The 26389-nt window shown below is 43.3% G+C and carries 18 protein-coding genes and 1 tRNA gene; 6 read left to right on the top strand and 13 right to left on the bottom strand.

All coding sequences use genetic code 11. The features are described from left to right. Positions 1 to 66: 66 nt before the first annotated feature. The 4 genes from AC59IL_RS08990 to recR form a co-directional block, all read right to left on the bottom strand. Positions 67 to 891, bottom strand: a complete 825-nt coding sequence (locus AC59IL_RS08990) for a hypothetical protein (RefSeq protein WP_496551778.1) — start codon at positions 889 to 891, stop codon at positions 67 to 69. 94 nt (positions 892 to 985) lie between these two features. Beyond that, entirely contained in the window at positions 986 to 3736 is a 2751-nt protein-coding gene (gene metH / locus AC59IL_RS08985; protein ID WP_496551777.1) for a methionine synthase, read from the bottom strand. A gap of 117 nt (positions 3737 to 3853) precedes the next feature. After that, positions 3854 to 4876, bottom strand: a complete 1023-nt coding sequence (locus AC59IL_RS08980) for a homocysteine S-methyltransferase family protein (protein ID WP_496551776.1) — start codon at positions 4874 to 4876, stop codon at positions 3854 to 3856. A 376-nt stretch (positions 4877 to 5252) separates the two neighbouring features. After that, complete coding sequence (gene recR / locus AC59IL_RS08975) at positions 5253 to 5870, bottom strand: recombination mediator RecR (protein ID WP_496551775.1); 618 nt, start codon at positions 5868 to 5870, stop codon at positions 5253 to 5255. Positions 5871 to 6083: 213 nt separating this feature from the next. Between recR and AC59IL_RS08970 the strand changes: the two genes are divergently transcribed. Further along, positions 6084 to 7334, top strand: coding sequence for a hypothetical protein (locus tag AC59IL_RS08970; RefSeq protein WP_496551774.1), 1251 nt, complete (start codon positions 6084 to 6086; stop codon positions 7332 to 7334). Positions 7335 to 7465: 131 nt separating this feature from the next. Here AC59IL_RS08970 and AC59IL_RS08965 read toward each other — a convergent pair whose 3' ends face one another. Next, complete coding sequence (locus tag AC59IL_RS08965) at positions 7466 to 8920, bottom strand: Ig-like domain-containing domain (RefSeq protein WP_496551773.1); 1455 nt, start codon at positions 8918 to 8920, stop codon at positions 7466 to 7468. A gap of 230 nt (positions 8921 to 9150) precedes the next feature. Beyond that, a complete protein-coding gene (locus AC59IL_RS08960) occupies positions 9151 to 12387 on the bottom strand; it encodes an ATP-dependent helicase (protein WP_496551772.1) in 3237 nt (1078 codons plus the stop codon). A gap of 457 nt (positions 12388 to 12844) precedes the next feature. On the opposite strand from AC59IL_RS08960, the gene AC59IL_RS08955 reads away from it, so the two are divergent. After that, complete coding sequence (locus AC59IL_RS08955; RefSeq protein WP_496551771.1) at positions 12845 to 14206, top strand: sigma-54-dependent transcriptional regulator; 1362 nt, start codon at positions 12845 to 12847, stop codon at positions 14204 to 14206. Positions 14207 to 14232: 26 nt separating this feature from the next. Continuing rightward, the gene (locus tag AC59IL_RS08950; RefSeq protein ID WP_496551770.1) at positions 14233 to 16638 is read left to right on the top strand and encodes an ATP-binding protein; all 2406 of its coding nucleotides are present in this window, start codon (positions 14233 to 14235) and stop codon (positions 16636 to 16638) included. A 107-nt stretch (positions 16639 to 16745) separates the two neighbouring features. Here the strand turns inward: AC59IL_RS08950 and AC59IL_RS08945 are convergent, their stop codons facing one another. From AC59IL_RS08945 to AC59IL_RS08935, 3 genes are all read right to left on the bottom strand, one after another. Next, positions 16746 to 17396: a tetratricopeptide repeat protein gene (locus tag AC59IL_RS08945; protein ID WP_496551769.1), complete on the bottom strand. Its 651-nt coding sequence runs from the start codon at positions 17394 to 17396 to the stop codon at positions 16746 to 16748. A 1155-nt stretch (positions 17397 to 18551) separates the two neighbouring features. After that, a complete protein-coding gene (locus tag AC59IL_RS08940) occupies positions 18552 to 19007 on the bottom strand; it encodes a VOC family protein (protein WP_496551768.1) in 456 nt (151 codons plus the stop codon). 169 nt (positions 19008 to 19176) lie between these two features. Beyond that, on the bottom strand, positions 19177 to 19674 hold the full coding sequence (locus tag AC59IL_RS08935) for a DinB family protein (protein WP_496551767.1): 498 nt from the start codon (positions 19672 to 19674) through the stop codon (positions 19177 to 19179). Positions 19675 to 19991: 317 nt separating this feature from the next. On the opposite strand from AC59IL_RS08935, the gene AC59IL_RS08930 reads away from it, so the two are divergent. Beyond that, positions 19992 to 20066: transfer RNA gene (locus AC59IL_RS08930), tRNA-Arg, on the top strand. A 59-nt stretch (positions 20067 to 20125) separates the two neighbouring features. Here AC59IL_RS08930 and AC59IL_RS08925 read toward each other — a convergent pair. From AC59IL_RS08925 to AC59IL_RS08910, 4 genes are all read right to left on the bottom strand, one after another. Next, on the bottom strand, positions 20126 to 20713 hold the full coding sequence (locus tag AC59IL_RS08925; protein WP_496551766.1) for a hypothetical protein: 588 nt from the start codon (positions 20711 to 20713) through the stop codon (positions 20126 to 20128). 483 nt (positions 20714 to 21196) lie between these two features. Continuing rightward, entirely contained in the window at positions 21197 to 21766 is a 570-nt protein-coding gene (locus AC59IL_RS08920; protein WP_496551765.1) for a Crp/Fnr family transcriptional regulator, read from the bottom strand. A gap of 65 nt (positions 21767 to 21831) precedes the next feature. Continuing rightward, positions 21832 to 22998 (bottom strand): MFS transporter, encoded by a 1167-nt coding sequence (locus AC59IL_RS08915; protein ID WP_496551764.1) that lies wholly within the window; start codon positions 22996 to 22998, stop codon positions 21832 to 21834. Positions 22999 to 23266: 268 nt separating this feature from the next. Further along, positions 23267 to 24136 (bottom strand): OmpA/MotB family protein, encoded by an 870-nt coding sequence (locus tag AC59IL_RS08910; protein WP_496551763.1) that lies wholly within the window; start codon positions 24134 to 24136, stop codon positions 23267 to 23269. 268 nt (positions 24137 to 24404) lie between these two features. Here AC59IL_RS08910 and AC59IL_RS08905 point away from each other — a divergent pair, with 268 nt between their 5' ends. Both AC59IL_RS08905 and AC59IL_RS08900 read left to right on the top strand, forming a co-directional pair. Next, positions 24405 to 25628: a DUF6600 domain-containing protein gene (locus AC59IL_RS08905; RefSeq protein ID WP_496551762.1), complete on the top strand. Its 1224-nt coding sequence runs from the start codon at positions 24405 to 24407 to the stop codon at positions 25626 to 25628. A gap of 273 nt (positions 25629 to 25901) precedes the next feature. Further along, positions 25902 to 26378 (top strand): LEA/WHy family protein, encoded by a 477-nt coding sequence (locus AC59IL_RS08900; RefSeq protein ID WP_496551761.1) that lies wholly within the window; start codon positions 25902 to 25904, stop codon positions 26376 to 26378. Positions 26379 to 26389: the final 11 nt, after the last annotated feature.

The following is a 26389-nucleotide window of genomic DNA, read 5'->3' as shown; positions in this document are numbered from 1 at the left end:
TTAAAAGGGTCAAATTGAAAGTATTATTCAATTTGACCCTTTTGGCTATTTAACGTATGTGGCTTGCTATTTTATTTTTTTACCAGCCGGTATAGTGATACCAAGGTTCAAAATAAGTTCATAAGTACCAAATGCCTGACGGGCTCTTCCTTTCCATATATGCAGGTGGTCATACCTGGCATAGTCTATTTTATTAGAAAATTCAAGATATACCGTATTGAAGAAGGTGGCTTTTATAGCTCCTTCGATCCCTGTGTTCCAGCCCCCGAATTGAAAATCAGGTTTATTCTTTTGAAAGTTTAAGCTGTTTTCAACGTGTGGGATCACCGGACCAATACCAGCCTTGCCCAGGATGTCGATCTTGATCTTTTCATTGGGCAAATGGTACCATTTCCAGCGTTTTACAATGTTGAACAGTAAAAAGTTGGCGCCGTTATTCAGGTAGTAATAATATCCGTTGGCTGCATTAAAAGCAATAGTGGAATCAACCGGTTTACCATTGCCACCAAGTGTACCGGTAATACGAACGTTTTGATCGGCAAAAATATACTTGGTATGGTCGAAGTTGATTTCAAAGGCCAGGCCTTTTTCTTCGTTAAAGAAGTAGCCGAGGCGGTAGTTGTATTGTGGTATTGTAAGGGCCTTGCCTAATAAGCCTTCATTCCACCCTTCGTGATCATGTGCACGCACGTGATTAAAAAGGTAGTAATTGCCCAGCTCAGGTTGATTTATACGAATGTTACTATGCGTATACCATTCTGTATTATACCCCCAGGAGAAATAAAATTCCCCTTTGCGTTTGGGATGTTTTGATTGAGCTGCTACAAAATAAGGCACAAGATTAACCAAAAATGCTATTGCCATAATAGCATTCCTACGGGAATTACTCATGTTGCTACGGGTTGATCAGGCGTTTTTTTTCACAGGAACGCTGCACAAACGTTTCGCTTGATTTTATATTGTGAAATTAACAATTAAATATTTATCAGGCATCATAGTCAAGCACCGGGCGCAACCATCTTTCAACATCTTCTATCGGCATCTTTTTGCGCTCAGCATAATCAGTTACCTGATCTTTTTGAATTTTACCTAAACCAAAATACTGGCTTTGCGGATTGGCAAAATACCAGCCGCAAATACTCGATGCGGGGTACATGGCCAATGATTCGGTTAGTGTAATACCGGTTGCCTGCTCGCCTCCCAATAAATTAAATAACTTATATTTTTCGGTATGATCAGGGCAGGCCGGATAACCGGGAGCCGGTCTGATACCGCTGTATGCTTCTTTTATTAACTCTTCATTGCTCAGGTGCTCGTCTTTTACATAACCCCAAAACTCTTTGCGCACCCGTTCATGTAGTAATTCGGCAAATGCTTCAGCCAGCCTGTCTGCTAACACCTGTAATGTGATTTTGTTGTAATCGTCGTGGTTTTCTACAAATTTTTTCAGGTGTGGTTCTATTCCTTGTATAGTTACGCTGAAGGCGCCTATGTAATCTGTTTGTGCGGGGTTTTCTTTTGTTAACGGGCCACCCCCAACAGGTTTAATAAAATCGGCTAATGAAAAATTAGGTTGTCCTTCGGCCTTTTTAGATTGCTGACGCAAACACTCAAGGGTTGTTTTTTCTTTTCCGCTTTCATCGTACAGGTACAGGGAATCTTTTCCATTACCCAAAGCAGGCCAAAAGCCTATAACACCCCGCGCCGTTAACCATTTTTCATCAATTATCTTTTTTAATAATTCGTTGGCGTCGTTAAACAGTTTGGTGGCTTCTTTTCCTACTTTTTCATCCTGCAATATAGCGGGGAAACGACCATGTAATTCCCAGGCTATAAAGAAGGGGCCCCAGTCGATGTATTTACTGATCTCATTCAGATCGTAGTTATCAAAAATTCTGGTACCGGTGAACTGTGGGGTAACCGGTGTGAAATTATCCCAGTTAATAGCTACTTTGTTTTTTTGCGCCTGTTCAAAGGAAATGAATTGCTTGGCCGATTTTTTACTGCCGAAATCGTCGCGCAGCTTTTGATATTCTTTGCCAACGCCTTCGAGGTAATCTTTTTTCTGCTCTTTGCTTAATAACGATCCTGCTACAGTTACACTGCGCGAAGCATCGAGTACATGCACCACACCGTTATCGTACTGAGGAGCAATTTTAACTGCCGTGTGCATGCGCGAAGTTGTGGCGCCGCCTATCAGCAAGGGCTGCTTCATGTTGCGCCGTTTCATTTCATGCGCCACGTGCACCATTTCATCGAGCGATGGCGTAATCAAACCGCTTAACCCGATTATATCTACTTTTTCTTTTTGCGCTGTTTCAAGTATTTTATCGGCCGGAACCATTACACCGAGGTCGATAATGTCGTACCCGTTACATCCTAATACTACGCCTACAATGTTTTTACCAATATCATGCACATCGCCCTTTACGGTGGCCAGTAAGATCCTTGCTGCTCCGGCTCCTTCGTCGTTTTGGGTGCCGGCTGCCAGATGCGCCAGGCGCCGTTCTTCTTTTTCTGCTTCAATATACGGGGTGAGGATGGCTACAGACTTTTTCATTACACGAGCGCTTTTCACTACCTGCGGCAGAAACATTTTACCACTGCCAAACAGGTCGCCTACTACGTTCATACCATCCATTAACGGCCCTTCAATTACATCTAATGGTTTGGGATATTTTACCCTTGCTTCTTCGGTATCCTGATCTATATAATCTGTTATACCATTTATCAACGCATGTTTTAACCGCTCTTCAACCAGTCCGCTGCGCCAGGCTTCATTTTTAACTTCGGTTTTATCTTTCGCTTTTACCGTTTCGGCAAACTGTATCAAACGGTCGGTGGCATCGGCACGGCGGTTTTGGATCACATCTTCGCAAAGTTCCCGTAACCCGGGTTCTATTTCATCGTATACAACCAACTGACCGGCATTTACAATACCCATATCCATACCCGCTTTAATGGCATGGTACAGGAAAACCGAGTGCATGGCTTCGCGCACTGTTTCATTGCCACGGAACGAGAAAGAAATATTACTTACACCACCGCTTATTTTGGCCAGCGGCATTTTTTGTTTGATGATGCGGGTAGCCTCGATAAAATCAACCGCGTAATTGTTGTGTTCTTCTATACCGGTAGCTACTGCAAAAATGTTGGGGTCGAAAATAATATCCTGCGGATCGTAGCCAACCTGTTCGGTTAATATTTTATAGGCGCGTTCGCAAATATCTATCCTGCGTTGAAACGTATCGGCCTGGCCTTTTTCGTCGAATGCCATTACCACCACCGAGGCGCCGAAGAGTTTACAAATATTGGCTTCGCGAATAAACTTTTCTTCTCCCTCTTTCATGGAGATGGAGTTCACAATACATTTGCCCTGAACGCACTTTAAACCCGCTTCAATGATCTCGAATTTTGAGCTGTCGATCATGATGGGGATCCTGGCGATATCGGGTTCGCTTTGCACCAGGTTTAAAAAGGTGGTCATGGCTTTTATGCCATCCAGCAAAGCATCGTCCATGTTTACGTCAATAACCTGTGCGCCGCTTTCAACCTGCTGACGCGCTACACTTAATGCTTCTTCATACTTGTTTTCTTTAATTAACCGGGCAAATTTTTTAGAACCGGTTACGTTGGTCCTTTCACCCACGTTAACAAAATTCGTTTCGGGGCGAATAACCAGGGGTTCCAAACCCGAAAGCCGCAAGTATGGTTTTATTGTTGTAGTTGCTGGCATACTTTATTTCTTTTTTGGAAGAACAAAACCAACCGGTTCTCTGGCCTTTGGTTTTGCTTCTTTCACTCTAATTCCTTTAAGATTTTTAAAGATGATTTGTCTTCTTCATCTTTATTTCTACAGTGCCGTTTCCAATACCGGTAAGGTTCTTGGTGTAAACTGCCGAACATGGTCGGCAATATGTTTAATATGATCGGGCGTGGTACCGCAACAGCCACCTACAATATTCACAAACCCTTCGCGCGCCCAGTCTTCGAGAAAGTGAGCTGTTTGTTCGGGTTGCTCATCATATTCACCCATAGCATTGGGTAAACCGGCATTGGGATAAGCCGAGGTATAGCAGGATGCTATCTGGCTTAACTCTTCAATGTGCGGACGCATTTCTGCTGCACCCAGTGCGCAGTTTAAACCAATTGACAGCGGTTTGGCATGCATAACAGATGTATAGAATGCTTCCAGTGTTTGTCCGCTCAGCGTGCGACCCGATGCATCGGTAATAGTTCCGCTGATCATTATGGGCACGGGCTCTTTCGAAATATCTTTGAAATACTTCTTTATGGCATATATGGCTGCTTTCGCATTCAGCGTATCGAAAATGGTTTCTATCAGCAACAGATCAACACCGCCTTCTACCAAACCCTTTACCTGCTCGTAATAGGCACTCATAGCCTCGTCGAATGTAAGCGCCCTGAAACCGGGATTATTTACATCGGGTGAAAGCGACAGGGTTTTGTTAAGCGGGCCAATAGCGCCGGCAACAAAGGCCCCTTCCCGGCCTGATCCATCAGAAGAGGCGAAAAATTCCTGAACTGCTTCTTTGGCCAGTTTAGCGGCTGCAAAATTCAGTTCGTAAGCCAGCTCTTCCATATGATAATCTGCCAGCGATATGCGTTGTGAATTGAAGGTATTGGTTTCAATAATATCGGCACCTGCTTCGAGGTATAGCTTGTGAATGCCTTTGATTATTTGTGGTTGTGTAAGGCAAAGCAGGTCGTTGTTGCCTTTCAAATCACTTGCCCAGTCTTTAAAACGGTCGCCACGATAATCGGCTTCGGTTAATTTGTGCCGCTGTATCATGGTGCCCATAGCGCCATCTATGATAAGGATACGCTCCTGTAAAAGTTGCTGAATTGTTTTCATGCTACCTCCTTTGTTTTATGCACTATAACTATATAGGCCAATTGGTAATTCAGGTGTGCAATTCCTTTCATGGAAAGTGAATTGTACAACCCTGTAAACAGCCCCGAAATGCTGTGATTATATAATGAGCCGAACTTATAAACGTTGGGAAACCGGTGCGAGGGAGTTTCTTGTCGTTTATTAGTTCAGTTGTTATTGCATCCCGACTACGCCCGATGCTGTTAACAGGTCCTTTCCCGCACATGGGACTCTGGACCCGTTAAACGCACAGGTTGAACAATAAACAAATCCGCCTGTGCGGCTGCAAATTTACGGCATGTTGAGGTTAATAGCAAACTTACCTTAATGTGACTTTAGCTCCTGAATTGAGGCTATATCAGTGCTGCACGTATTTTTCAACCGGTAGCCGGTTGGTGATGCTTCTTGCCAGGGTCATTTCATCGGCATATTCCAGTTCACCGCCGAATGCAATTCCGCGGGCTATGGTGGTAATTTTAATGGGTTGGGCCTGCAGCTTTTTCTGAATGTAATAAATGGTGGTATCGCCCTGTATAGTAGGGTTCAGCGCAAAGATGATCTCTTCGGTTTTTTCTTTTTGAATGCGTTGTATAAGAGGTTCTATGGTAAGTTGGTCGGGTCCAATGCCATCGAGGGGCGAAATGATGCCGCCCAGTACATGGTATACGCCGTTAAATTGCTGGGTGCTTTCAATGGCTATTACATCGCGGATGTTTTCAACAACACAAATAAGCTCCTGTTTGCGCATATTATTGGCGCAAATTGAGCATATGTCGGCATCGGCTACATTGAAACAACGCTGGCAAAACTTAATCTGACTGCGCATTTTAAGAATGGCCTCGCCAAACCCTTCCACCGCGGAAGGGTCCTGTTTGATTAAATGAAGCACCAGGCGCAAAGCTGTTTTTTTGCCAATACCCGGTAATTTGGCAAATTCATTCACCGCATTTTCTAATAAGGAAGAAGAAAATTCCATAGTGCAAAGATACCTGATTGCTGTTTAAAGTTTGTGGTTGTTAAGCTGTGGGCAAACCGGATTGTTTTTCGGGAACAACTGCAATTTCAGGCGGCAATTCATGAATAATATGTGCCACATTGAAACTTATCACCAAACGGTTGTTAATGCGTAGCAGCGATTTGTAAATGCAGTTAAATTTTGCAATTTTTGCGCACCAAAAACACCTTTATCGTGAAAAAATTGCAATGTATTTTCGGTTTGCTATTACTGTTTTATACGGTAAACGCTCAAAAGAATTACCAACAGGGCCTGGTTGTATTGTCGAATGGCGATACGCTTCGTGGCTGGATCGATTACCGCAACTGGAAAATAAACCCCGATGTAATTAGTTTTAAAAAAGATTCTTTATCGGATGATCAAAAAAAGTATACTACCGACGACCTGCTTGCATTTCAAATAACCGGCCTTGATATTTACCATAGGGCTGTTGTTATAAAAGATGTGTTACCGGTTGAAGTAGCTTCTTTAGGTGCGCTTAGAGACAGCAGCATAACAGATACCGTTTTTTTAAGAACCATCGTACAGGGCAAGGTATTAAGCTTATATGAACTGTACGACTTTAAACCACATTACTTTATTCAGGATGATGGTGCGGAATATAAGGAGCTGGTGTATAAGCGCTACCTGGTCGAAAATTCTATAGATATTATAACAAGTACCATATATCGCAATCAGTTAACAAAATACGCTCTTGATCACCATGCCGACGATAAACTGATGCGCAAAATTGCACATGCCGACTACACTGAACATAGTTTAGGACCGTTAGTTTCGGCATTGAACAAACTGGCTGGCGATGTTTCGTACGTTTCTGATTATAACAAAAAAAACGATGCAAGCTTTTTTGCAGGAGCAGGAGCCTCGTACGCCGATGTTAAATTTTCGGGAGAAACGGCTTTGGGCGGTATGAATTTCAACAGCACAGTGGTTCCAACGATCACGGCAGGTTTGGATGTTTTTTCGATAAGAAACTTAAAAGACCTGGTATTGCGTATTGAATTGTCGTACAGCTCCGTTAAATTCTCGGGACATAAATTACAACCCGGCGTTATGGTGTGGCCCGACACCGTGGGTTATGTTATTAAGCAAAATAATATTACTCCATCTGTTTCTGTGCTGTACAACCTGATCAGAAAAGAAAGGTTCAGGTATTATATAGGAGCTCAGGTGGGATATAACATTTCGTCGTACCCTACCAATCGTATGACCGTTTACAGGTATACCGGAAACTCAGTAAAAGATGATTATCTCGATTTTGAAAAAGGCTGGATCAGTATACACGTTAAAACCGGTGCAGTGATCAATCGCAGGTGGGAAGTTGGTTTAACCGGTTTAATCGGTGGTGGATTTGTAAACTATAGCAGTCTTAGCTGCCGGCCAACTTTTTATACGCTATGGGTTGGCTACCATTTTAAGAAATAGCAATTCTGAAGTCGGAAATCTGAAGTCAGAAGTCGGAGGTCGGAAGTCCGATCACTGATTTCAAAAGTAAGAAGTGATTGAATACAGGGGTACAGGGGAGCTTCTGACCTCAGACTTCTGACTTCGCCTTTTTACAAATTAATATCAACGATATTGTCCCAGTTGGCTTTTACATTCAATTTACGGCTTATGGGGGTTACTTTTTCGGGTTGCCGGTGTTTACCAAAGAACTCGCCCGCATCCCATACTCCGTTTTTATTTTCATCGTATAATATGCGCAGGTCGTATTCGCCAGGTAAAAATAATTTGGCATTGAACTCACGACTGGTCATGGGGTGCGAAAATTTAACCTGATCGCTTTGTACAAACTGTAACACCGGATTTTTGCTAAGGTCGAGGTTTAATAAACGCAAACGAACCAGGCCGTATTCACTTTGTTTTTTACTGCGAAAAGAAAGCGTATCGATTCTTGCTATTTTGCGGCCAAGCGTATCCTCGGCAAAATCTTTGTCAAATATCAGGTTATAGGCCGTGTTTTCGACCCAGTTATAGGAAAGGGTTACTTTTTTGTTGCTGGTATCTACTGAAAAATGATAACCGGTGACCGGCTCAAATTTTTCGCCGGTTGAAAACTGAACTTTGCTACTATCGAAAGATTTGAGCGGTGTACTAAAGCGTAATTCAAGCTGACCTAACAGGTCTAATTCATTATTGCTAAGGTTGGTTTCGAAGCGCATGCGTTTATCCTGCTGTTCATTCTTTTTTGCGCCGTTATTGCGACCGCCTCCTGTTGGGGCAGGTGCATTTGTTTTGGGCTTATTATCCTTTTCTTCTTCTTTTTCTTCGTAGGCATATAAAGTAACCGGTTCGGGTGATGCGGCAGGTGAAACCCGTTTATCTGAAAAGGCGAACAGCTGACTTTTACTCATGTATTTGTGCTGACCGCCTTCATCTTTCAGGGCGTATAAAGCAAATGAGCCTGCGGGTAAATTGCGAAAGTTAAATAGTCCGTCGTGGTCAACCCGGGCCATATAACGGGGCTTTTCTTTTATTACGGCCGAATCGTCTTCACTGGTATGCAACATAACAATCAGCGTAGAGTCGGTTTTGCCGGTTTCGGCTATGATCACTTTACCTTTTAATTGCAGCGAGTCGAGGTGATCGCCCGTAGTGAACAGATAGGTAAAATTCTTTAATATATTTCCTTCGTTAATGTCTTTAATGGCATTGCCAAAGTTGATGCTATAAGTGGTATTAGGCTGAAGTGTATCTTTTATATTAACCGTAACGGTGCGCAGTTTTGAATCTACCGTTGGATTGATCTTTGGAACGGGGGATACCAACAGGTTTTCCTGAATATTCTCCAGTTGTACGTATTCGTCAAATTCAATTACAATACGCTTTCCCGTAAAGTTTTTTGCCGAATCGGGGGGGCGTATGCCTGCCACTTTCGGTGGTAATGAATCGCGGGGGCCGCCGGTTGGTGGAATGATATTGGCACAACCCATTTGCACCAGGGTAGGCGGAAGGAATGCAAGGATTAAGATAAACGGAGAAACTATTTTTATTAAAGAAGCATACCTCATAAGGCCGCAAACTTAAGTTGTTTATTGGCAATTGTTGCTTCAAAAAGCGTTAAATCGGTGCAATTCGCCGGGTAAGTCATTACCGTTAAATGGATCGCAGGAGTCAAATAAGCAAGTTGCCAGTTGCCAGTTGCCGGTTACCGGTTTCCTGGTACCCGGTAACTGGTAACTGGTTACAAGTTACAGGTTTCAGGTTTCATGGCCCTGGAACCTGGAACCTGCAACATGGGTTACCCCTCTTCGGGTTCTTCTGAAAGCTCGTGTAAGGCGATGGCCAGCTTGTTGGTTTTTACAAAATTGCACCAGTGGCAATCTTCTTTTCCGCAGCCTATATAAAACTCGCGGTTCTGGATCTTTTGCCAAACCGTAACAATCTGCTGCGTAACGGTTGTTATATCGGGGGGCGTTATAATAACTTTTTCCTTACGGTATGCTTTCTTTTTATCGGGTTCAATAAAATCAAATTCGGTACTGATCACCTGCCAGTCGCGGCTTTCGTAATTATCAACCAGAATTTTATAAAACACAGCCTGCCGCCAGTAATCACCTCCGTTGGGCTCTTTTTCATTGGGTTGTTGCAGCTTGGGTTTTGCTTTATCGGGATCGCCGGTTTTATAATCCACTATATTCACCAGCTTGTTATCAAACTCAAGTTTATCGAGCTTACCCTTGAGGGGTACGCCGTTCACAACTACGTTTCGGATATTTCTTTCAACGGCAACGATCCTGTTCCAGCTGTGAATGTATTTGTTGAAATAATTCGTGAGCACTTCGGTACCATATTCGAGCCGGCGGTTAAACTGTTCGCGCGTAAAATTTTCGCGGTGGCGGTGCATATACCAGTTAAAGTCGTCGATAAACTCCTCCTTGCCCGGAAAAACATTGCTGTTCTTTTGCATTTTTTCAAACAGCCGTTGCAAAGCATGGTGTATGGCCGAGCCAAACTCAGTGGCCTCGTTCTTGGGCGATGGTATGCGCAGCAGGTTCTTAAAGTAAAACTCAAGCGGGCATTTTAAATAATTGTTCAACGCGGTTACGTTCATCACAAACCGGTCGAGCAGGGCCGATATAAAATCCTCTTCTATGCGGCCAATTTCAGGGGCCTCTGAGATCGAAAACTGCAATGCCTGAAATTCGGTAAGCACCTCTTCGCTAATAAAAATTTTTTCTACCGGCAAATGATGCTGTTCCTGTATTTCGGCAATAAACATCGAAGGTTCCAGTTCTTTGCCATCGTTTTTGAACCGGCTGTATGAAATGAGCAGATGTTGTTCGGCCCGGGTAATGGCTACATAAAAAAGCCGGCGAAGTTCTTCGGATTCGGAAGCATCTCTGGCTTCTTTCCGGCCTCCATCGAAAGAGATGGCTTCCCCCTGACCTTCCCGACTCGTGGGGAGGGAAACTAAACCATTTGCATGTGTAAACACATTTTCGGGGATCTTGTATCCGCCGCCGGGCTTACGTTTCTTTTCCCAGAAAGAAGCATTGCTTCCTGCTATAAAAACATATTCAAACTCCAGGCCTTTTGAACCGTGTGCCGTAAGCAGGTTTACGCCTTTATCGCTTCCGCTTACCTGCACCAGGGGCAATGGCAATCCTTCTTTTTCCATCAGGTCAAAAATGCCTATAAGCCCCTCGGCCCTTAACAACGGATTGCGATGTGTTTCTTCTTTTACAAAATCGAAGAATGCTGTTAGCACATGCATCATCCACGGCTTTTCGGCACTTTGCATGATGTTGTTCAGGATGCCTGTAAGTCGTATGATATTTTCAATTAAAACCAGCAATGTAACATTGGGTTCAAGCGCAATCAGTTTTTCGAGGGCTTTTATTGCGTTTTGCAAACCGGTGTGCAATCCTTTGCTGAACAAATCGGCAGGCGGAGTATTGGCCTTATCGTATAACAGTCTGCGCAACGAGGTTCTGTTATTGCCAAATTGCCGGTCGGCCACTTCAATGCTTAGTTTGGCAATTTCAACGGGTGGAATATTGAACCAGTCGAAGTGTAAAATTTCAAACAGCATTTCATCACCGCCATAAGGCACATCCAACTCGGCAACTATATATTTAATTATGAGAATAAGTTTTTTGGCAAGCGTTTCTTCGAGCAAATTCAAATGCCGTTTGGTGTAAACAGGTATACCACGAACTTTAAAATACTGGGTTAATTCTTCACCGTATTTGTTTTCGCGGTAAATGATGCCTATGCGGCCGGGCATTACTCCCTGCGCCAGCAGCCGCTGTACCTGCAGGGTGATATCGATCATTTCGTGCCGCTGCGTTTCGTATTCTTTTATTAAAGGCAATGCCTCTAAACGGGCCAGCGACATGAACCGTGGATTGGCCGACTTCAGATTTTTACTAAGCCCCTGAATTTGTTTAACCAGCCTTTCTTCATTGTTATTGATGAGCGTGATGGAAACATCAAGAATGGGTTGGGCCGACCGGTAATTATTGGTCAAAACAACAGTTAACAAGTCGTGCCGGTACGAGCCTGCAAACTGCAACATGTTTTCAACGTTGGCGCCCTGAAAGCGGTAAATACTCTGATCGTCGTCGCCAACCACAAATACGTTGGGCGAATCCCAATAGCTGATCAGCAGCTTAACCAGTTTGTTCTGGGTACCGCTGGTATCCTGATATTCATCTACCAGAATGTATAAGAACTGCTCCTGGTAACGGCTTAACAGGGTGGGGTTTTCTTCAAAAGCCCTGATTACCCAATTGATCATATCATCGAAGTCGTAGCGATTGCGGGTGCGCATGAGTTGCTGAAAACGGTCGAACTCATTTACTGCAGCGCGCAGCTTCTCCATCTTTTCTTTCTCTTCTTCTACCTTATCTTTTTTAAGATCGCCGGCTTTATGTTGTTTGTAAGCTCTTTTATAAACAAACTCATCGCGAGTGGGTAAATCAGCCAGCCAGGCATCGATGCGCTCGTTGATAAAGGCCGGCGTCCATCCCTCGCGTTTCATAGTGCTGAACAGCGACTGCAGGTTATGTATTTCAAAGTATACATCGCCGCGGTAGCGTTTCAGCGGATGATTTTTGGGAAAGGTATCGATGAGGTGTTTGAACAGTTCAATTTTTTCGAGGTCTGATATAGGGTCGAGCGCTGTTTTTTCGAACAACGAAAGGTTCTCCTGAATGATATCGTTACAAAAAGCGTGAAAGGTATAAATGTTTACCCGGTAAGCATCGGGACCTATGAATGACAACAGGCGCTTGCGCATGGCCACTACACCGGCATCGGTATAGGTTAAGCAAAGTATGTTGCGGGGTTGTGAATCTGTTTCGAGTAAGATCTTTCCTATGCGACTGGCGAGTATCTGGGTTTTACCGGTGCCGGGTCCGGCTATTACCATTACGGGGCCTTCAATGGTATCTACCGCAAGCTTTTGTTGATCATTCAGCTTATGGTACTCTTCCATGAATTTTTGGTTCAGCCTTTCCCTGTTCACGCTCATATTTCAAAGATAACAAACAGCATGCTATTCGTTAAAGTACGTGCATATCGTGTGCGTATCTTACTGTTGAAGCAGAAAGTTCTATTGAAGCAGGATGTTGCATGCAGCACGTTTGTATTAAGTAAGAAGATGAAACCAGAAGTCTGAAGTCAGATGTCCGAAGCAAGCGTTATAAAGAAAGAAGGTATTTATAAAATTCGGGTTATTCTGACTTCTGACCTCCGACTTCTGATTTCAGACCTCCGACTTCTTTTATGGAAAACCCACATTTTTTAAGTTAATTGCTGTTTCGTTTTCGTGTGTATGATACACTCATTCCACTAAGGAGAAACTATTAGCGATTGATAATAAGTAGCTTATGCGTTCAAAAGAAAGTGCCGTTTCTAAGATGGAAACGTTCTTTTTTTGGGAATAAAATTATTTTTCTTTCGTTTTAACATTACAGATTTTTATCATAATGAAAAACCAGCACCCATTAAAAATATTTATTCTTGAGGATGATGTGTGGTATGGCTCCATGCTGCAACATTATCTGGCTCTGAACCCTGATTACGAAGTGAAGCGGTTTCACAATTGTAAAGACTTTTTCAACCAGCTTCACGAAAGGCCTGAAGTAGTTACCCTTGATTACTCAATGCCCGATATGGATGGCAGTGAGGTATTGAAAAAGATCAGGGAAACCGACCCGGGCATTCAGGTTATTGTTATATCGGGCCAGGAAGACATAAAAACGGCTATCAACTTATTAAAGAATGGCGCTTTCGATTACATTGTAAAAGACGAAGACGCCAAAGACCGCCTGTGGAACAGTTTGCTGCACCTGAAAGAAATAGATGGCCTGCGCAAAGAAGTAGAACAATTGAAAGAACAGGTGGGTAAAAAGTACGACTATTCAAAGTACCTGATTGGCAAAAGTGCTACGTTCGAAAAGGTGTTCAGCCTTATTGAAAAATCCTGCAAAACCAATATTACAGTTTCAATAACAGGCGAAACCGGTACCGGTAAAGAAATGGTAGCCAAAGCCATTCATTATAATTCTGAAAAAAGCAAAAAGCCTTTTGTGGCGGTAAACGTTGCTGCTATTCCGCGCGAACTGATCGAAAGCGAGTTGTTCGGGCATGAAAAAGGCGCATTTACCGGGGCCATTACGCGACGCATAGGAAAATTTGAAGAAGCACATAACGGCACGCTGTTCCTCGATGAAATTGGTGAACTTGATATTAACCTGCAGGCTAAGTTGTTGCGGGTGTTGCAGGAAAGAGAAATAACGCGTGTAGGCGGCAATGAAGTGGTGCCGGTGAATGTGCGCATTATAGTTGCCACCCATAAAAATTTACTCGAAGAAGTACAGGCCCGCCGTTTCAGGGAAGACCTGTATTACCGTCTTATAGGATTGCCCATACAAATACCGCCGTTAAGAGAGCGAGGCAACGATATTGTTATTCTTGCCAAACATTTTATGGATCAGTTCTGCCGTGAAAACAATACCGAAAAGAAATTGCTGTCGCCCGAAGCCCAGCAAAAGTTGATGCATCATTCTTTTCCCGGTAATGTTCGTGAGTTGCGGTCGGTAATTGAACTGAGTGTAGTAATGGCCGATGGCGATACCATATTGCCCGAGCACATTACCGTAAATGCCAATACCTCGGTAAACGATCTGATGAATAAAGAAAGATCGCTGAAAGAATATGAGCTGCAGATCATTCAGCACTATCTCGACAAATATGATAAAGATGTGTTGCTGGTGGCTAAAAAGCTCGATATTGGTAAGTCGACCATTTACCGTATGATACAGGCTGGCGAATTAAATGCCAGATGACCCGGCGAAAATGAAGTAGCGTTATAATGAAACCGTCGAAGAAAATACAGGAAGAAGGAAGTGATGGTGGCGAAGCGGCCGGCACGCAAATGAACAGTCTGTCCCGCCATGGCGGGAGGCAAACATCATTTTATGAGGATGTACTGATGAATATTCCTGCAGATATTGCCGTGTTCAATACAAAAGGCGAATATCTGTTTATAAATTCCGGTATTATTAAGGATGCGGCAACAAGAGAATGGCTTATTGGAAAAACCGTTGAAGATTATTGCCGCCTGCAACAGAAGCCCCCTGAAATGGCAGCACGCCGGCAGTTGATGATCAATGAAGCCGTTGAAACAAAGCAACTGCAAAAGTGGGAAGAGCGGTTTGAATTTCCCGGCGGTCAGGTTAAATATCATCTGCACCATATTTATCCGGTACAGGATGAAGAAGGCAACGTAAAATTTTGCATCGCTTACAGTATTGAAATCAGTGAACAGAAGCGGGCCGAAGAAAATATTCATTTAAGTGAAAAGAAGTACCGCGATCTGTTTAATTATAGTCAGGCATGGATCTGTACGCATGACCTTACCGGCAAATTGCTTTCTGTAAATCCTGCTGCCTGTTTGGCATTGGATTATACAGCCGGCGAAATGGTTGGTAAAAAGCTATCAGAATTTTTACCCCAGGAAGACAAGCCCCTGTTCGACGTCAACTATCTGCAACTTTTTTTACAAACCGGAAAATCAGAGGGCGTATTCAGAATATTAAGCAAATCGGGCCAGGTAATTTATCTGTTGTACCAGAATTATAAAATGGATGTGCCGGGGATAGATCCTTATGTAATTGGTTTTGCACAGGATATATCGGCACGTATACAGGCCGAAAGAGAACTGAAGCAGGCAAAGAAAATTACCGAAGAGGCGGCGCGGGCCAAAGAAGTTTTTCTGGCCAATATGAGCCACGAAATTCGAACACCCATGAACGGGGTATTGGGCATTGCCGGTTTGCTGGCGAAAACCAATCTCGATGAGCAGCAACGGAACTACCTGCGCCTGATACAGGAATCGGCCAACAATTTATTGCTGCTGGTTAACGATGTACTTGATCTGGAAAAAATTGTTTTGGGTAAACTGCAGTTTGAGCACGTGGTATTTTCGCTTACCGATCGCATTGACCTGTGTTTGCAATCGTTTTTGTACAAGGCCGAAGAACAGGGGATCGGGCTGGTGCACGACAATCAGCTGGGAAGTGATATTGTTGTTTTGGGCGATCCGTACCGGTTAAGCCAGGTAATGAACAATTTGATCAGTAATGCTATAAAGTTTACCGAAGAAGGTGCTGTAACTGTTGAAACCCGGTTATTGGAAAAAAATGATACCGAGGCACGTATTGCCTTTGTTATAAAAGATACAGGCATTGGCATATCTGAAAGCCAGCTTGAATTAATATTTGAGCCTTTTATGCAGGCGCATGTTGCAATTAGCCGAACACATGGTGGAACAGGTTTGGGATTAAGTATTTGCAGGGAACTAATATACATGATGGGCGGAGAATTAAAAGTTCAAAGTGAAGCGGGAAAAGGATCGTCTTTCAGTTTTGAATTACCCTTTGCTATTAGTTCATCTAAACTCAATCAATCAGTGGTGGCACATGATTTAAATTATCAAAGCCTCGGAAGCAGGTACGTTTTGGTGGCCGAGGACGTAGAGTTGAATCAATATCTTGTTAAACACATTATGGAAAGCTGGGGATTTACGGTAGATGTGGTTAACAATGGTCGCGAAGCAGTTGAAATGGTACAAAAGAACAGTTATGACCTGGTATTGATGGATATTCAGATGCCTGAAATGGATGGCATGGAGGCTACCCGTACTATAAGGCAGTTGAAAGATGCTATTAAAGCATCTGTTCCGGTAATTGCGCTTACCGCAAATGCGCTGAAGGGAGATAGTGAAAAATATATTGCTGCCGGTATGAATGATTTTCTTCCCAAGCCATTTAACGAGCAAAAACTTTTTTTAATTATATCCGACAATTTAAAAGCCGGCGCAATTCAGCCGGCAGCTATAGCTATGAATGAACAAAACACCCAGGTAACACAAAACCAGGAGAAGTTATATGATCTTTCCATGGTACAAACTATTTCGGGCGGAGATGTGAGCTTCGTTAAGCGAATGGTGACTTTATTTATTGAAACCATGCCGCCATCGCTGCAGGAGTTGCAACAGGAAACAAAGCAGCAGAACTGGCAAAGCGTGAGCAAACTGGCGCATAAAATGAAAGCTACCATTGACTCGATGGGTATTACCAGTTTGAAAGAAGTGATACGAACGATTGAAGCAAATGGTAAAAAAGGCGAAGAATTAGATAAAATTCCTGCTTTGGTTGAACAGATAGTAGCTGTGGTGCAGGTGTGTGTTGATCAGTTGAAGCAGGCGTATGAATAGTTTATCAGTTAGCAGGTTTACAAGTTGAAAAGTTAACGGAGCTGTATTGCATTAAAAAAGGTTGACAGTTCCCTATCAACCTTTCAACTTTTTAACTTATCAATTCATTAACCCGGGATACGGGAAATATACTTCTCTATTTCTTTAATCTGCCCTACAATTTCCTTTGTCGTCGGCTTCAGCGCTTTGGCTTTGCGGAAGAATTCTTTGGCAGCCCTGAACTCTCTTTTATTCATCATAATATTACACATCTGCAGGTAGGCGGCCGCTTCATTTTCTTTATCGGGCAAGCCTTCGCGAATGGCCTGGCGGATGTATTTTTCGGCCTGTTTAAAATCGTTCTTTTGTAACGAAATCATACCCATTTGCAGCAGGCTGGCCCCTTTTACTTCTTTCATGGGGGTACCCAGGTCGAGCCCTTTTTTCATGTTCTTCTCGGCTGAATCGAAATCCTGTTCCATCATAGCCAGTTGACCTTTGAAGGTAAAATAGGCCGACCGGATGGGTTTATAAAGCAGATTGGGATATTTAACGGCATTGAGCACTTTTTTGGCGCCTTCCACATCACCGTTTTCCATGTGTTCCTGAATAAGACGCAAGGGGCCGATAAAAAAGTGACCGGCGATAAGAATAAGACCTATAAGGTAAGCCGGGAAGGCCGGCCAGAAACCACTGTAGACATTGGCCAGTACGCCCACAGCTATCAACGCCAGTCCCAGATAGAGGCGGTAACGTATAAGCCACGTATAAAACTTCATAATCCTGCAATTTTTAAGGATTGCAAAGATAGGTTAAATCGGTTTGTGGTTTATAGTTTGTGGTAGGGGTGGTTCGAGGCGCGCGTGCCTTGATTAATCTGGTTACCGGGTCGCACTTCAGGTTGGCCGGCTTTATAAGTTCATATTCAGGTATTATGAATTCAATTTCCCTTCCTAATCACTTTTCACCCGCCCATAAGTACATTTTGCCGGACGATAAGTTAAAAACAATTCGTTATAGATATTTTTTTGTGGAGATAGGGTGGAAAATGGTGAACGATAGTTGTTTTTTTGGTGGTTATATGTGAAAAGGATTCGGTATAGATTTTTTTTTAGCGCGTTAGGTGGAAAATGGTGAACGATAGTTGCATTTTTGGTGGTTATATGGGAAAAAGGATTCATTATAGATTTTTTTCGGTGCGTTAGGTTAAAAGCGGTGAACGATAGTTACCTTTTTCCGGGTTATAAATTAAAAAGGGAGCTTTGTAGATACTTTTCCCTGGTTATAGATTAAGAACAGTTAATCTTAGACTTTTTCCCGTGGTGATTAAGTTTAGAACTGTGATCATTTACTACTTTTTATCAAGAGTTAGATTAAATATGATGAATTGTAGGTTTTTTTTCCTGTGATTTGAAAATTTTTGAGCATTTTAAGTTAATTCTCACTAAAAAAAATTTATGGTCGCTGAAAAAGTAACTATCACCCGAAGAAAAGTAGTTATAAAGCCGGAACATGAAACCAAAAACGGCAAAAAAAGTAACTAACGCTGAAGATAATATAGCTATCGATGAAGGAAAAGTACTTATCGTTCAGGAGCTTAAAGCGATAGATGGGAAAAACAAACTATAGATACAAAAAAGTTACTAAAACCGGAAAACAAAGCTATAACAGGGGAAAAAGTAGTTATTACCTGCGAAAAAAAGCTAACCGCGTATAATTATTCTCTAAATACATTGTCTCCCGGAAAATTTTTATGCCTCAACAAGCCCACCACAGTATTTTGACCTGATCCTAAATCAGCAATATTCATGACTCTTAGCTTTTGCAGAAGTAGATAATCAAAGATTTTATGAATGAGATAAATTATCCCAAACTGCAGGAACAATGGCCGTGTTTTATAAAAAGCAATGAGCGACCTGAGCTACATGCTACCCTTAATTCTTATCATCATTGATTTCGATCCAATATCCATCTGGGTCGCGGAAGTAGAGTTGTTTTACTCCATCTACACGGGTGGTAATGGCATTTTTTTCGCCTGCCCAGTTTTCGAACTCAACTCCGTTTTGTTTAAGGGTTGAAGCGAAATCGGTGGTGGAGGTAACGCTGAAGCAAAGGTGCGCATTTTTGTCGTGGGGTGTTTTAGCGGCGGCGCCCGAGATAATGTGAAGGGTTCCGTGGGTGCCGATGCTGAACCAGGTATGGCGGCCGTCGTGGAAGGGTTCGGGAATGGTATCGAGGCCAACAATCTGCTGGTAAAAGCGGGTGCTGATTTTAAGGTCGGTTACGTACAGGGCGATGTGGTTTAGCCGGGGTTTATTTTGAGCCATGGCTGTGAATGAAACAGAGAACAGCGTTATACTTAGAGATAATAAACAGAATGCTTTTTTCATTTGGAACTATTTAAATGTTGGCCGGCGGTCGCGCATGATCGGGATGGTCAGGCAGGTTACCCGGTGAAAATTTTCTTATGGAAGTTAGTAAAACAGTTTAAATAGCAGCAAAGCAAAATTACACGGCCCGGGATGGGCCGTGTAATTACATTCTTTTCAGTAAAAAACTTTAGGGACGATCCCAGAAAGCGGGCGGCTCAATACCAAGGCTTCTTAAATAAACGTAGGCTTGTCCGCGGTGATGAATTTCGTTATCGATAAAATAGAAAATAAAAGATATGCAGGTGCCGGGCCATTGACCAAAAGCCACGTCCTGTTCCTGAAAACGCTCGGGTGAAATGGTGGGCAAAATGTTATTGATGCTGATGGTTGCATCGTCCCAAAGCGCCAGCAGTTCCTGTTTGGTAGTCACTTTTTCAGCGTCGGCCCATTTTTGCCATTTTCCGGTGGCAATACCTTGCAGGCCGGGTACGGCCATGCCGAGAAATTCATAAACCAAATCAGAGAACGGGCGCATGCCGCCGATGGAATAGGTAAAAAGTTTGTCGTCGGGAAACGCTTCGATCATTCTACGGGTGAGGCCGCGATGACCCTGCCAGTGTTTAAGCAAAGCCTGAGGCGTTAAAATAGAGGCGGCAACATTTTGGGTTACTTCTTGCGTTGACATAATTATTATTTTTTAAGTATTGTAATTAGTACAACACAAACCTACCAGGGGGTAGTGACAACAGTATGTCAGCAGGATTCAAAAAAATGAAATTTTTTTTGCGTGGTCATCAAAAGGAGCGGTTTGATATTCTAATAGCAGGATTTTCAGGGGATTTTGGAAAGCTAAGCCGCCTGATTATGGTTTTCTTCTTATTTTTGCCATCCGCCAGGCATAGGGCAAGCCCGTTGCCGCTGGTTTGGTCCCGTAGTTCAATGCCCGCCCGACTGAACGTCGTTCGGGCGGGGATAGAATTTTTGCAGAATATTTTTTAAACTGGTCCCGTAGTTCAATGGATAGAATAGAAGTTTCCTAAACTTTTGATACAGGTTCGATTCCTGTCGGGACTACCATTCATTTGATTTCACCAAATTATTATTCAAACAGGTTACTTGCCTATCTGGATGCTGTGCTAAAAACCTTCACCAGCCATCCATTTCTTAAAAGCGGCCCACCACTCTTCTGTTGAATTGTATACTTCTTTTGTCTTCGTTGCATCAGATACAGGCTGTATTTTTTCATTTCCCGAATAAGGAATAAGCGTAAAGCTGCCAACAGTACCGGTTCGAAAATTTTCGGGCATACTACTGGTGGGCGCAGCTCCGCCTGTGCCTGGTATAAATATAAACATCCCGAGGTCTACTTCATTCGTATTTGGATGATACATAGTTCCCTTAAATAAAAGCCAGTTGTCTGTACCATTGATAGAACAAATAAGGCCTACTGTATTTGATCTGTCCTGTTGGTTTGTCAAATGCCCGCTAATATTTGTTTTGCTGCCTTCGGTACTGATGAAAATATCATCTCCATTATGAACGACTGTCACTAATATGCTGTGTTCGGGTTGATCGGATGCCAGTAGGTGCACCTTTGTTGCTTTTATTTTGAGCAAATATTTTCCTGAAGGCAAAAAGTTTGGGTTTTGGGCAAAGCTGCTGGTCGCAGCTATCAACATAATGGCAAATAAAACAATGCCATTTTTGTACCATTGCTTTTTCATTATTTTTATTTGGGTTTGTGAATAAAGATGGTGATAAAACTATGTTACCCGCCGGAAGGAATCAATCACAAAAAAGTGTGAGATGATCTTCCTGCATGCATGTCTTATGTCGATAAAATGGAAGTTCCGGTTAGCTGTCGTTGCAGATATTGAGTAACACTGAATAAAAAAAGCTTTAAGTCGTTAACTTAAGGCCTTTCAATTTGATTAGGCACTTTAGCCGCCATAAGTCATACCTGTCACCTGGCGGAATATGCCACAGATATTAAGAGTAGCTGGCTGATAGATGAATGCAGAACGGCCTTCCGGAATCTTCAACATAATTACCTCCAATATTGCGATAAGTAGATAGATTTTCACCATGATACAGGAACACGTTGCATCCGGAAAAAGAATCCCGAAGACTCAAAGTCATGCCGTAGATTGAATTGCACCCTACACCTTCCTGTTTTGCATACTGCTGAGTCGCATCACTCGGCAATATCACCCTTTCGATTTCAGCCGGCTAAGGGTTTCGGGAGATATATTTAAATAAGACGCTACGATGCGATTGGGCAGGCGCAGAACTATTTCAGGATTTTCTTCAAGCAATTGCCGGTATCGTTCCGAGGCATCCTGTGTAATAAAACTCATGAGCCTGTTGGTATTAATTACGTATGCGGATTCCAGGTATTGCCGGTAGAATTTTTCCCATTCAGGAATGGTTTTCAGCAACGCATAAAAGTCGTCGCGTGTGATATAGAGCAATGAAGTAGGTTCAAGGGCCTGAGTATATTCCATCGAAGGCTGGCAGGTGATGAAACTGACAAGGGTGGTAGAAAACGCATTTTCAAAGATAATACGACGTGTTACTTCTGAACCGTCTTCTTTAATAAAGAATACCCGCAGGCAGCCTTTCACTACAAAGAACATTCTCCGCGACAGATCTCCTTCGCTCATGAGTATTTCGTATTTTTTAAGGGATAAGGGTTTGTAGAATGACAGGATATGGGATAACTCCTGTTCTGTAACTGAAATCCAGTCGCGGATAAAGGTGCTGAGCTGTTCGTGCATATAGTTTCAAAATTGCTGAAATTAACGCTATAAAGTATTGGTCTTTTGACTTTGGGTTTACCAAATTACTTTGTACTGATTTTACGCAGCGATAATGCTATTATGACTGCGATGGCGGCAGCAAGGGCGCCAAAACAATAAACAGCGTCATAGCCCCATTGTGTTGCGATCCATCCGGCCATTGGGGCTGTTAACCCGAGAGCCAAATCAAAAAAAGCCACATACCCTCCGAGGGCCACTCCCCTGTTTTCGGGTGATAAACGCCTGATGGCCTCCACGCCAAAGGAAGGAAAAACGAGCGAGAAGCCAAACCCGGTCAATGTGGCCCCTGCAAGGGCCTGTTCAGACGAAGAGGCAAACCATAATAAGACCTGTCCTGCTGTTTGCACCAATAAAGAAACCAGCGCTACCCGCGCACCTCCGAACCGGTCGGGTAAATGGGCCAGGAATAAGCGCACAAGAATATAGGCTGCTCCAAATAAAGTCAGGGCCAGCGGCGCGCCGGTCCAGCCTTTTTGCGCAAAGTAAAGCGAGATAAAAGAGGCGAGGCCTCCGAACGCAACGGTTGCAAAAGCTAACCCTGCGCCAGACCTGCCTACCTGCCACATAACGTGGTAAAAAGGGATGCGTTTGTTGCCGCCGGCGGGAACGGGTTCCAGGGATACGATGGCGAGCCAGCCAAGCAGCGGGAAAACGGCCACCGATGTAAATGGCGCCCATTGTCCTGCATGTTCATATAAAAAGGTGCTTAAAGGGGCGCCGCAGGCTACGGCTCCATATATGGCAATGCCTACCCAGGCCATTACCTTGCCGGATTTCTGATGCCCAAGCAGGCCTATGCCCCAGGATAAGGCCCCGGTTATTATGAAACTTTCGCCAACCCCAAGCAATAACCGCCCGAATAGTAAAATACCGAGGCTAATAAGTGGTTGAGCAGAAAAAGCATTTGCTAAAATATAGGTAAGTCCTGCTGTGGCAGAAAGAATCGCGCCGTAATTTACCGCCAGCCGGCTGCCCCTGGTATCGCATAAAGTGCCGGAATAATGCCGGCAGGCGAGGGTAGCGGCAGATTGAATACCGATGACAAGGCCAACTATGAGGTTATTAAAATGAAGTGTCTGGTGTACAAAAGCAGGCAGGGTTCCCAGTGAGATGCCAACAGTAAGACAGCTGAGGAACACGAAGGTGCAAAGAGGGAATAGCCGGGCAAAAGAAATTTCTTTTGTTTTCATTGTGTAGCGTTTTTATAACGGCAAAGCTAGATTCGACTGAAAGTAAAAGGCTTGATGTAAGTCAATAAATGAAGGAGGGAAATTAATTCCCTAATGTTTCGGGGAGTATGCGAAATTTCTTTTTGAACGCAGCCGGTTTTCGTGGCGGTGCCGGGGTGAGCAACAGTAGAGCCTGACGCCCCGACCAGGATCGGGGACGAACATACCATTGCAGCTACTGCTTAAAAGCCTTTAGGTTAAAATGTAAATAACCAGTATTTTATCACCATCATTGTTGTTTGGGTTCAAGTAGTTTAAAAAACTGATCGAGTTGCGGAAGAATGATAATCCTTGTTCTTCGATTCACTGCCCGGTTCTCCGCTGTACTGTTATCTAAAAGAGGGTTGTATTCACCACGGCCTGCCGCAGCCATCTTTGCCGGATCCATGCCATACTGGTTTTGTAAAATGCGTACAACCGATGTAGCTCTTTTTACACTCAGGTCCCAGTTATCGAGTAAAACTCCGCTATGGTAAGGAACTGTATCCGTATGTCCTTCCACCATGAACTCAATTTCGGGGTGCCCCTTGAGCACCGTCGCTACCTTTCCCAGTACTTCCTGTGCCCTAGTCGTTACTTCATACCTGCCGGTTTTAAAAAGCAGTTTGTCTGAAATATCAATGTATACTACTCCTTTGTCAATTTTTATATTGATATCCTCATCTTTCAGATTGCCGATGGCGCCTTTCAGGTTCATCACAAGCACAAGATTCAGCGAATCTTTGCGTGACATAGCTGCCTGCAGGTTCTGAATATAAATGTCTTTGGCGCCGATATTCTCCAAAGATTTTTTTATACTCTCCGCCTGCGAAGATGAAAGCACAGAAATATCCTGGAGTTGTTTCAGCACGGTGGTATTGTTCTCTTTCAGGAATTCTATCTGTTTGTTAAGGTCGCTGATGCGGGTTTCAAGGCTGGCTTTATCACTTTCCACCAAAGCTTTTTGCCGCGTCAATTCGGCTTTGGCATCATTGCAACTGCTGAGGTCACCCTGCAGTTGCGTGTACTTTGTTTGCAGACCTGTGAATTTTTTGTTACTAACGCAGGAAAAAAGTAAAAACGCAGAAGTTAGTATAATGATAAAAGAACTCGGTTTCATACCCTGGCATTTATGTGAAAGGATATTATTTGCTTATGCAAAGCTATCGCAACAGAAGTAGAATAAGAATGACCATAGTCAATGCAGGAGATGGAAATAATCAATCACCGGGCTGGTTAAAAGCCAATGGCACATTATTTATGACGACTCTCATATTCATCATTGACCGCCGTTCCCGAAAATATACTTTCCCTGCATTAACTTTTACAAACTTTTATGCAGTGAAAAAATGTTGTTTCCCTGGTTCATTGAGTTAAAGCATTTATCGATGAAGTCAATTATCAAATATAGCGTTATGTGGGGCATGCTGCAATTACTGGTACTGTTTATGCCTGCATGCAAAACAATCCCTCAACAACGATCGGCAGTGTCGTTACAGGTTTTTTATAACGAGTTGGCTCCTTATGGTCAATGGCTTAATGATCCTGATTATGGCTATGTATGGGTGCCGGCGGCAGATGCGGGATTTCAACCTTATTACACAAACGGGTATTGGATCATGACAGAATATGGACAGATGTGGGTATCTGATTATCCCTGGGGATGGGCGCCGTTCCATTACGGGCGATGGACCTGGTCTGACTTCTATGGCTGGATGTGGATACCCGATACTATTTGGGGACCTGCCTGGGTTTGCTGGCGAAGTGGCGGCGGTTACTATGGATGGGCTCCCCTTATGCCGGGCATCAATGTCAGTATATCGTTCAGTAATTACAACTGCCCGCTAAACTGGTGGATATTTATACCTGAAAGATATATCCATTCACGATCTTTTCACCGGTATCATGAAGGGCACGGAAACAATGATCATATTATCAAAGACACAAAATTTGTACAAAATACATACGTATATAATCAGGTAACCTATGTTGCCGGTCCGAAGGCAGATGATATTAGCAGAGCCACCCATGAAAAGGTGCCTGTTTACCGGATTCATAATAATGACCGTCCCGAAAAAACGAAAGTTGAAGAAAGGATCGTAGATATATACCGGCCTGAATTCCGGGGTGCTGAAGACAAAAATCTGCAATCGGTACCTCCGGGTGTAAAAAACAATGATCATCCACTTATTAAAAAGCCGCAGGTTGATGCAAAAAAAGAAGAAAGGCCGGCAGTTATTCCAGACAACAGGCCAACCCCGTCGCAACCTCCTGTACAACCACCCGTAGTTCCACCGGTGAAGCAACAAAAACCAATACCTGAAAATAAGCCGATTGAAAAACGTGCTGTACCCTTTCCTGCACAGGCAGAAAAACAAAAACCTGTTTTTGAAAAACCAGCCGGAAAACCAGTACAGGTTTCGCCGCCGGCCAAACAACTGAAACCAGTACCCGAAATGAAACCGGTTCAAAAACGTTCTATTCCCTCACCCGAAAAGCCAAAGCCCTTTATGCAAAGATCAGCCAGGCCAGAACGGGTTTCGCCGCCTGCCAAACAACCGGCCCCTTCACCTGTTGCTCCTTCCAAAAAACCAACCAGGAAGGATGATTAAACGAGGATAGTTCTTAATACAAGCTAACCCAATCCGGCTATTTCACAATCAACATCACTAGCCTACATGTACAATGTCATATAGAATTTATTACCTGCAGGTGTTCGCGCACATGCGTATGGATCTTGTGAAATAATTCGCCGTTTGCCCCCAACCCCGGGCTTATCAACAACTTGTTAAAAGAGTATTTTCATAAACTCTTAACGTAAACTGGCCTGATAGTTTCCCTTCAAAGGGGTAATCGTTTTAGTTCTGATATCAAAACCAGTAATTATGAAAATATTTTCAACACTACTTTTAGCATTTGTTTTAATCTTTTCTGCATGTCGAAGTGCACGAAATGTAAGCGAACCTGAGTTTCGCGATGTGGGTGATGTACGGCTCATTGAAACCGGCTTGTTAAAAACAACTGCCGGCGCTAACATGATCTATTATAATCCAAACAATTTCGGAATTCAACTTTCTGCTGCAAGAGGTGATGTGTACATCGACAATGCATATTTCGGAAGCTTTGAACTGAATGAGGAAGTTCAGGTAAAGAAAAGATCCGAATTTGTACTGCCTGTTACGCTTAAAATCGACAATATCAGTGCCATTAAGAACCAGAGCGATATTTACAAAAAGAAAGAAGCATTGGTTCGTATCGAAGGCCGTGCATTTGTAAAGAAATCGGGATTCTCAAAAGAAATTCCCATCAGGTACGAGCAGAAACAGGATATGGATCGGTTAAGGGCTATCGTTACCAAATAGTTGATAATCGC

The sequence above is a fragment of the Niastella sp. sgz303648 genome (genome assembly GCF_059587045.1).
The sequence above is the reverse complement of the archived record's forward strand: the minus strand, read 5'-3'. Positions and strand labels throughout refer to the sequence as shown.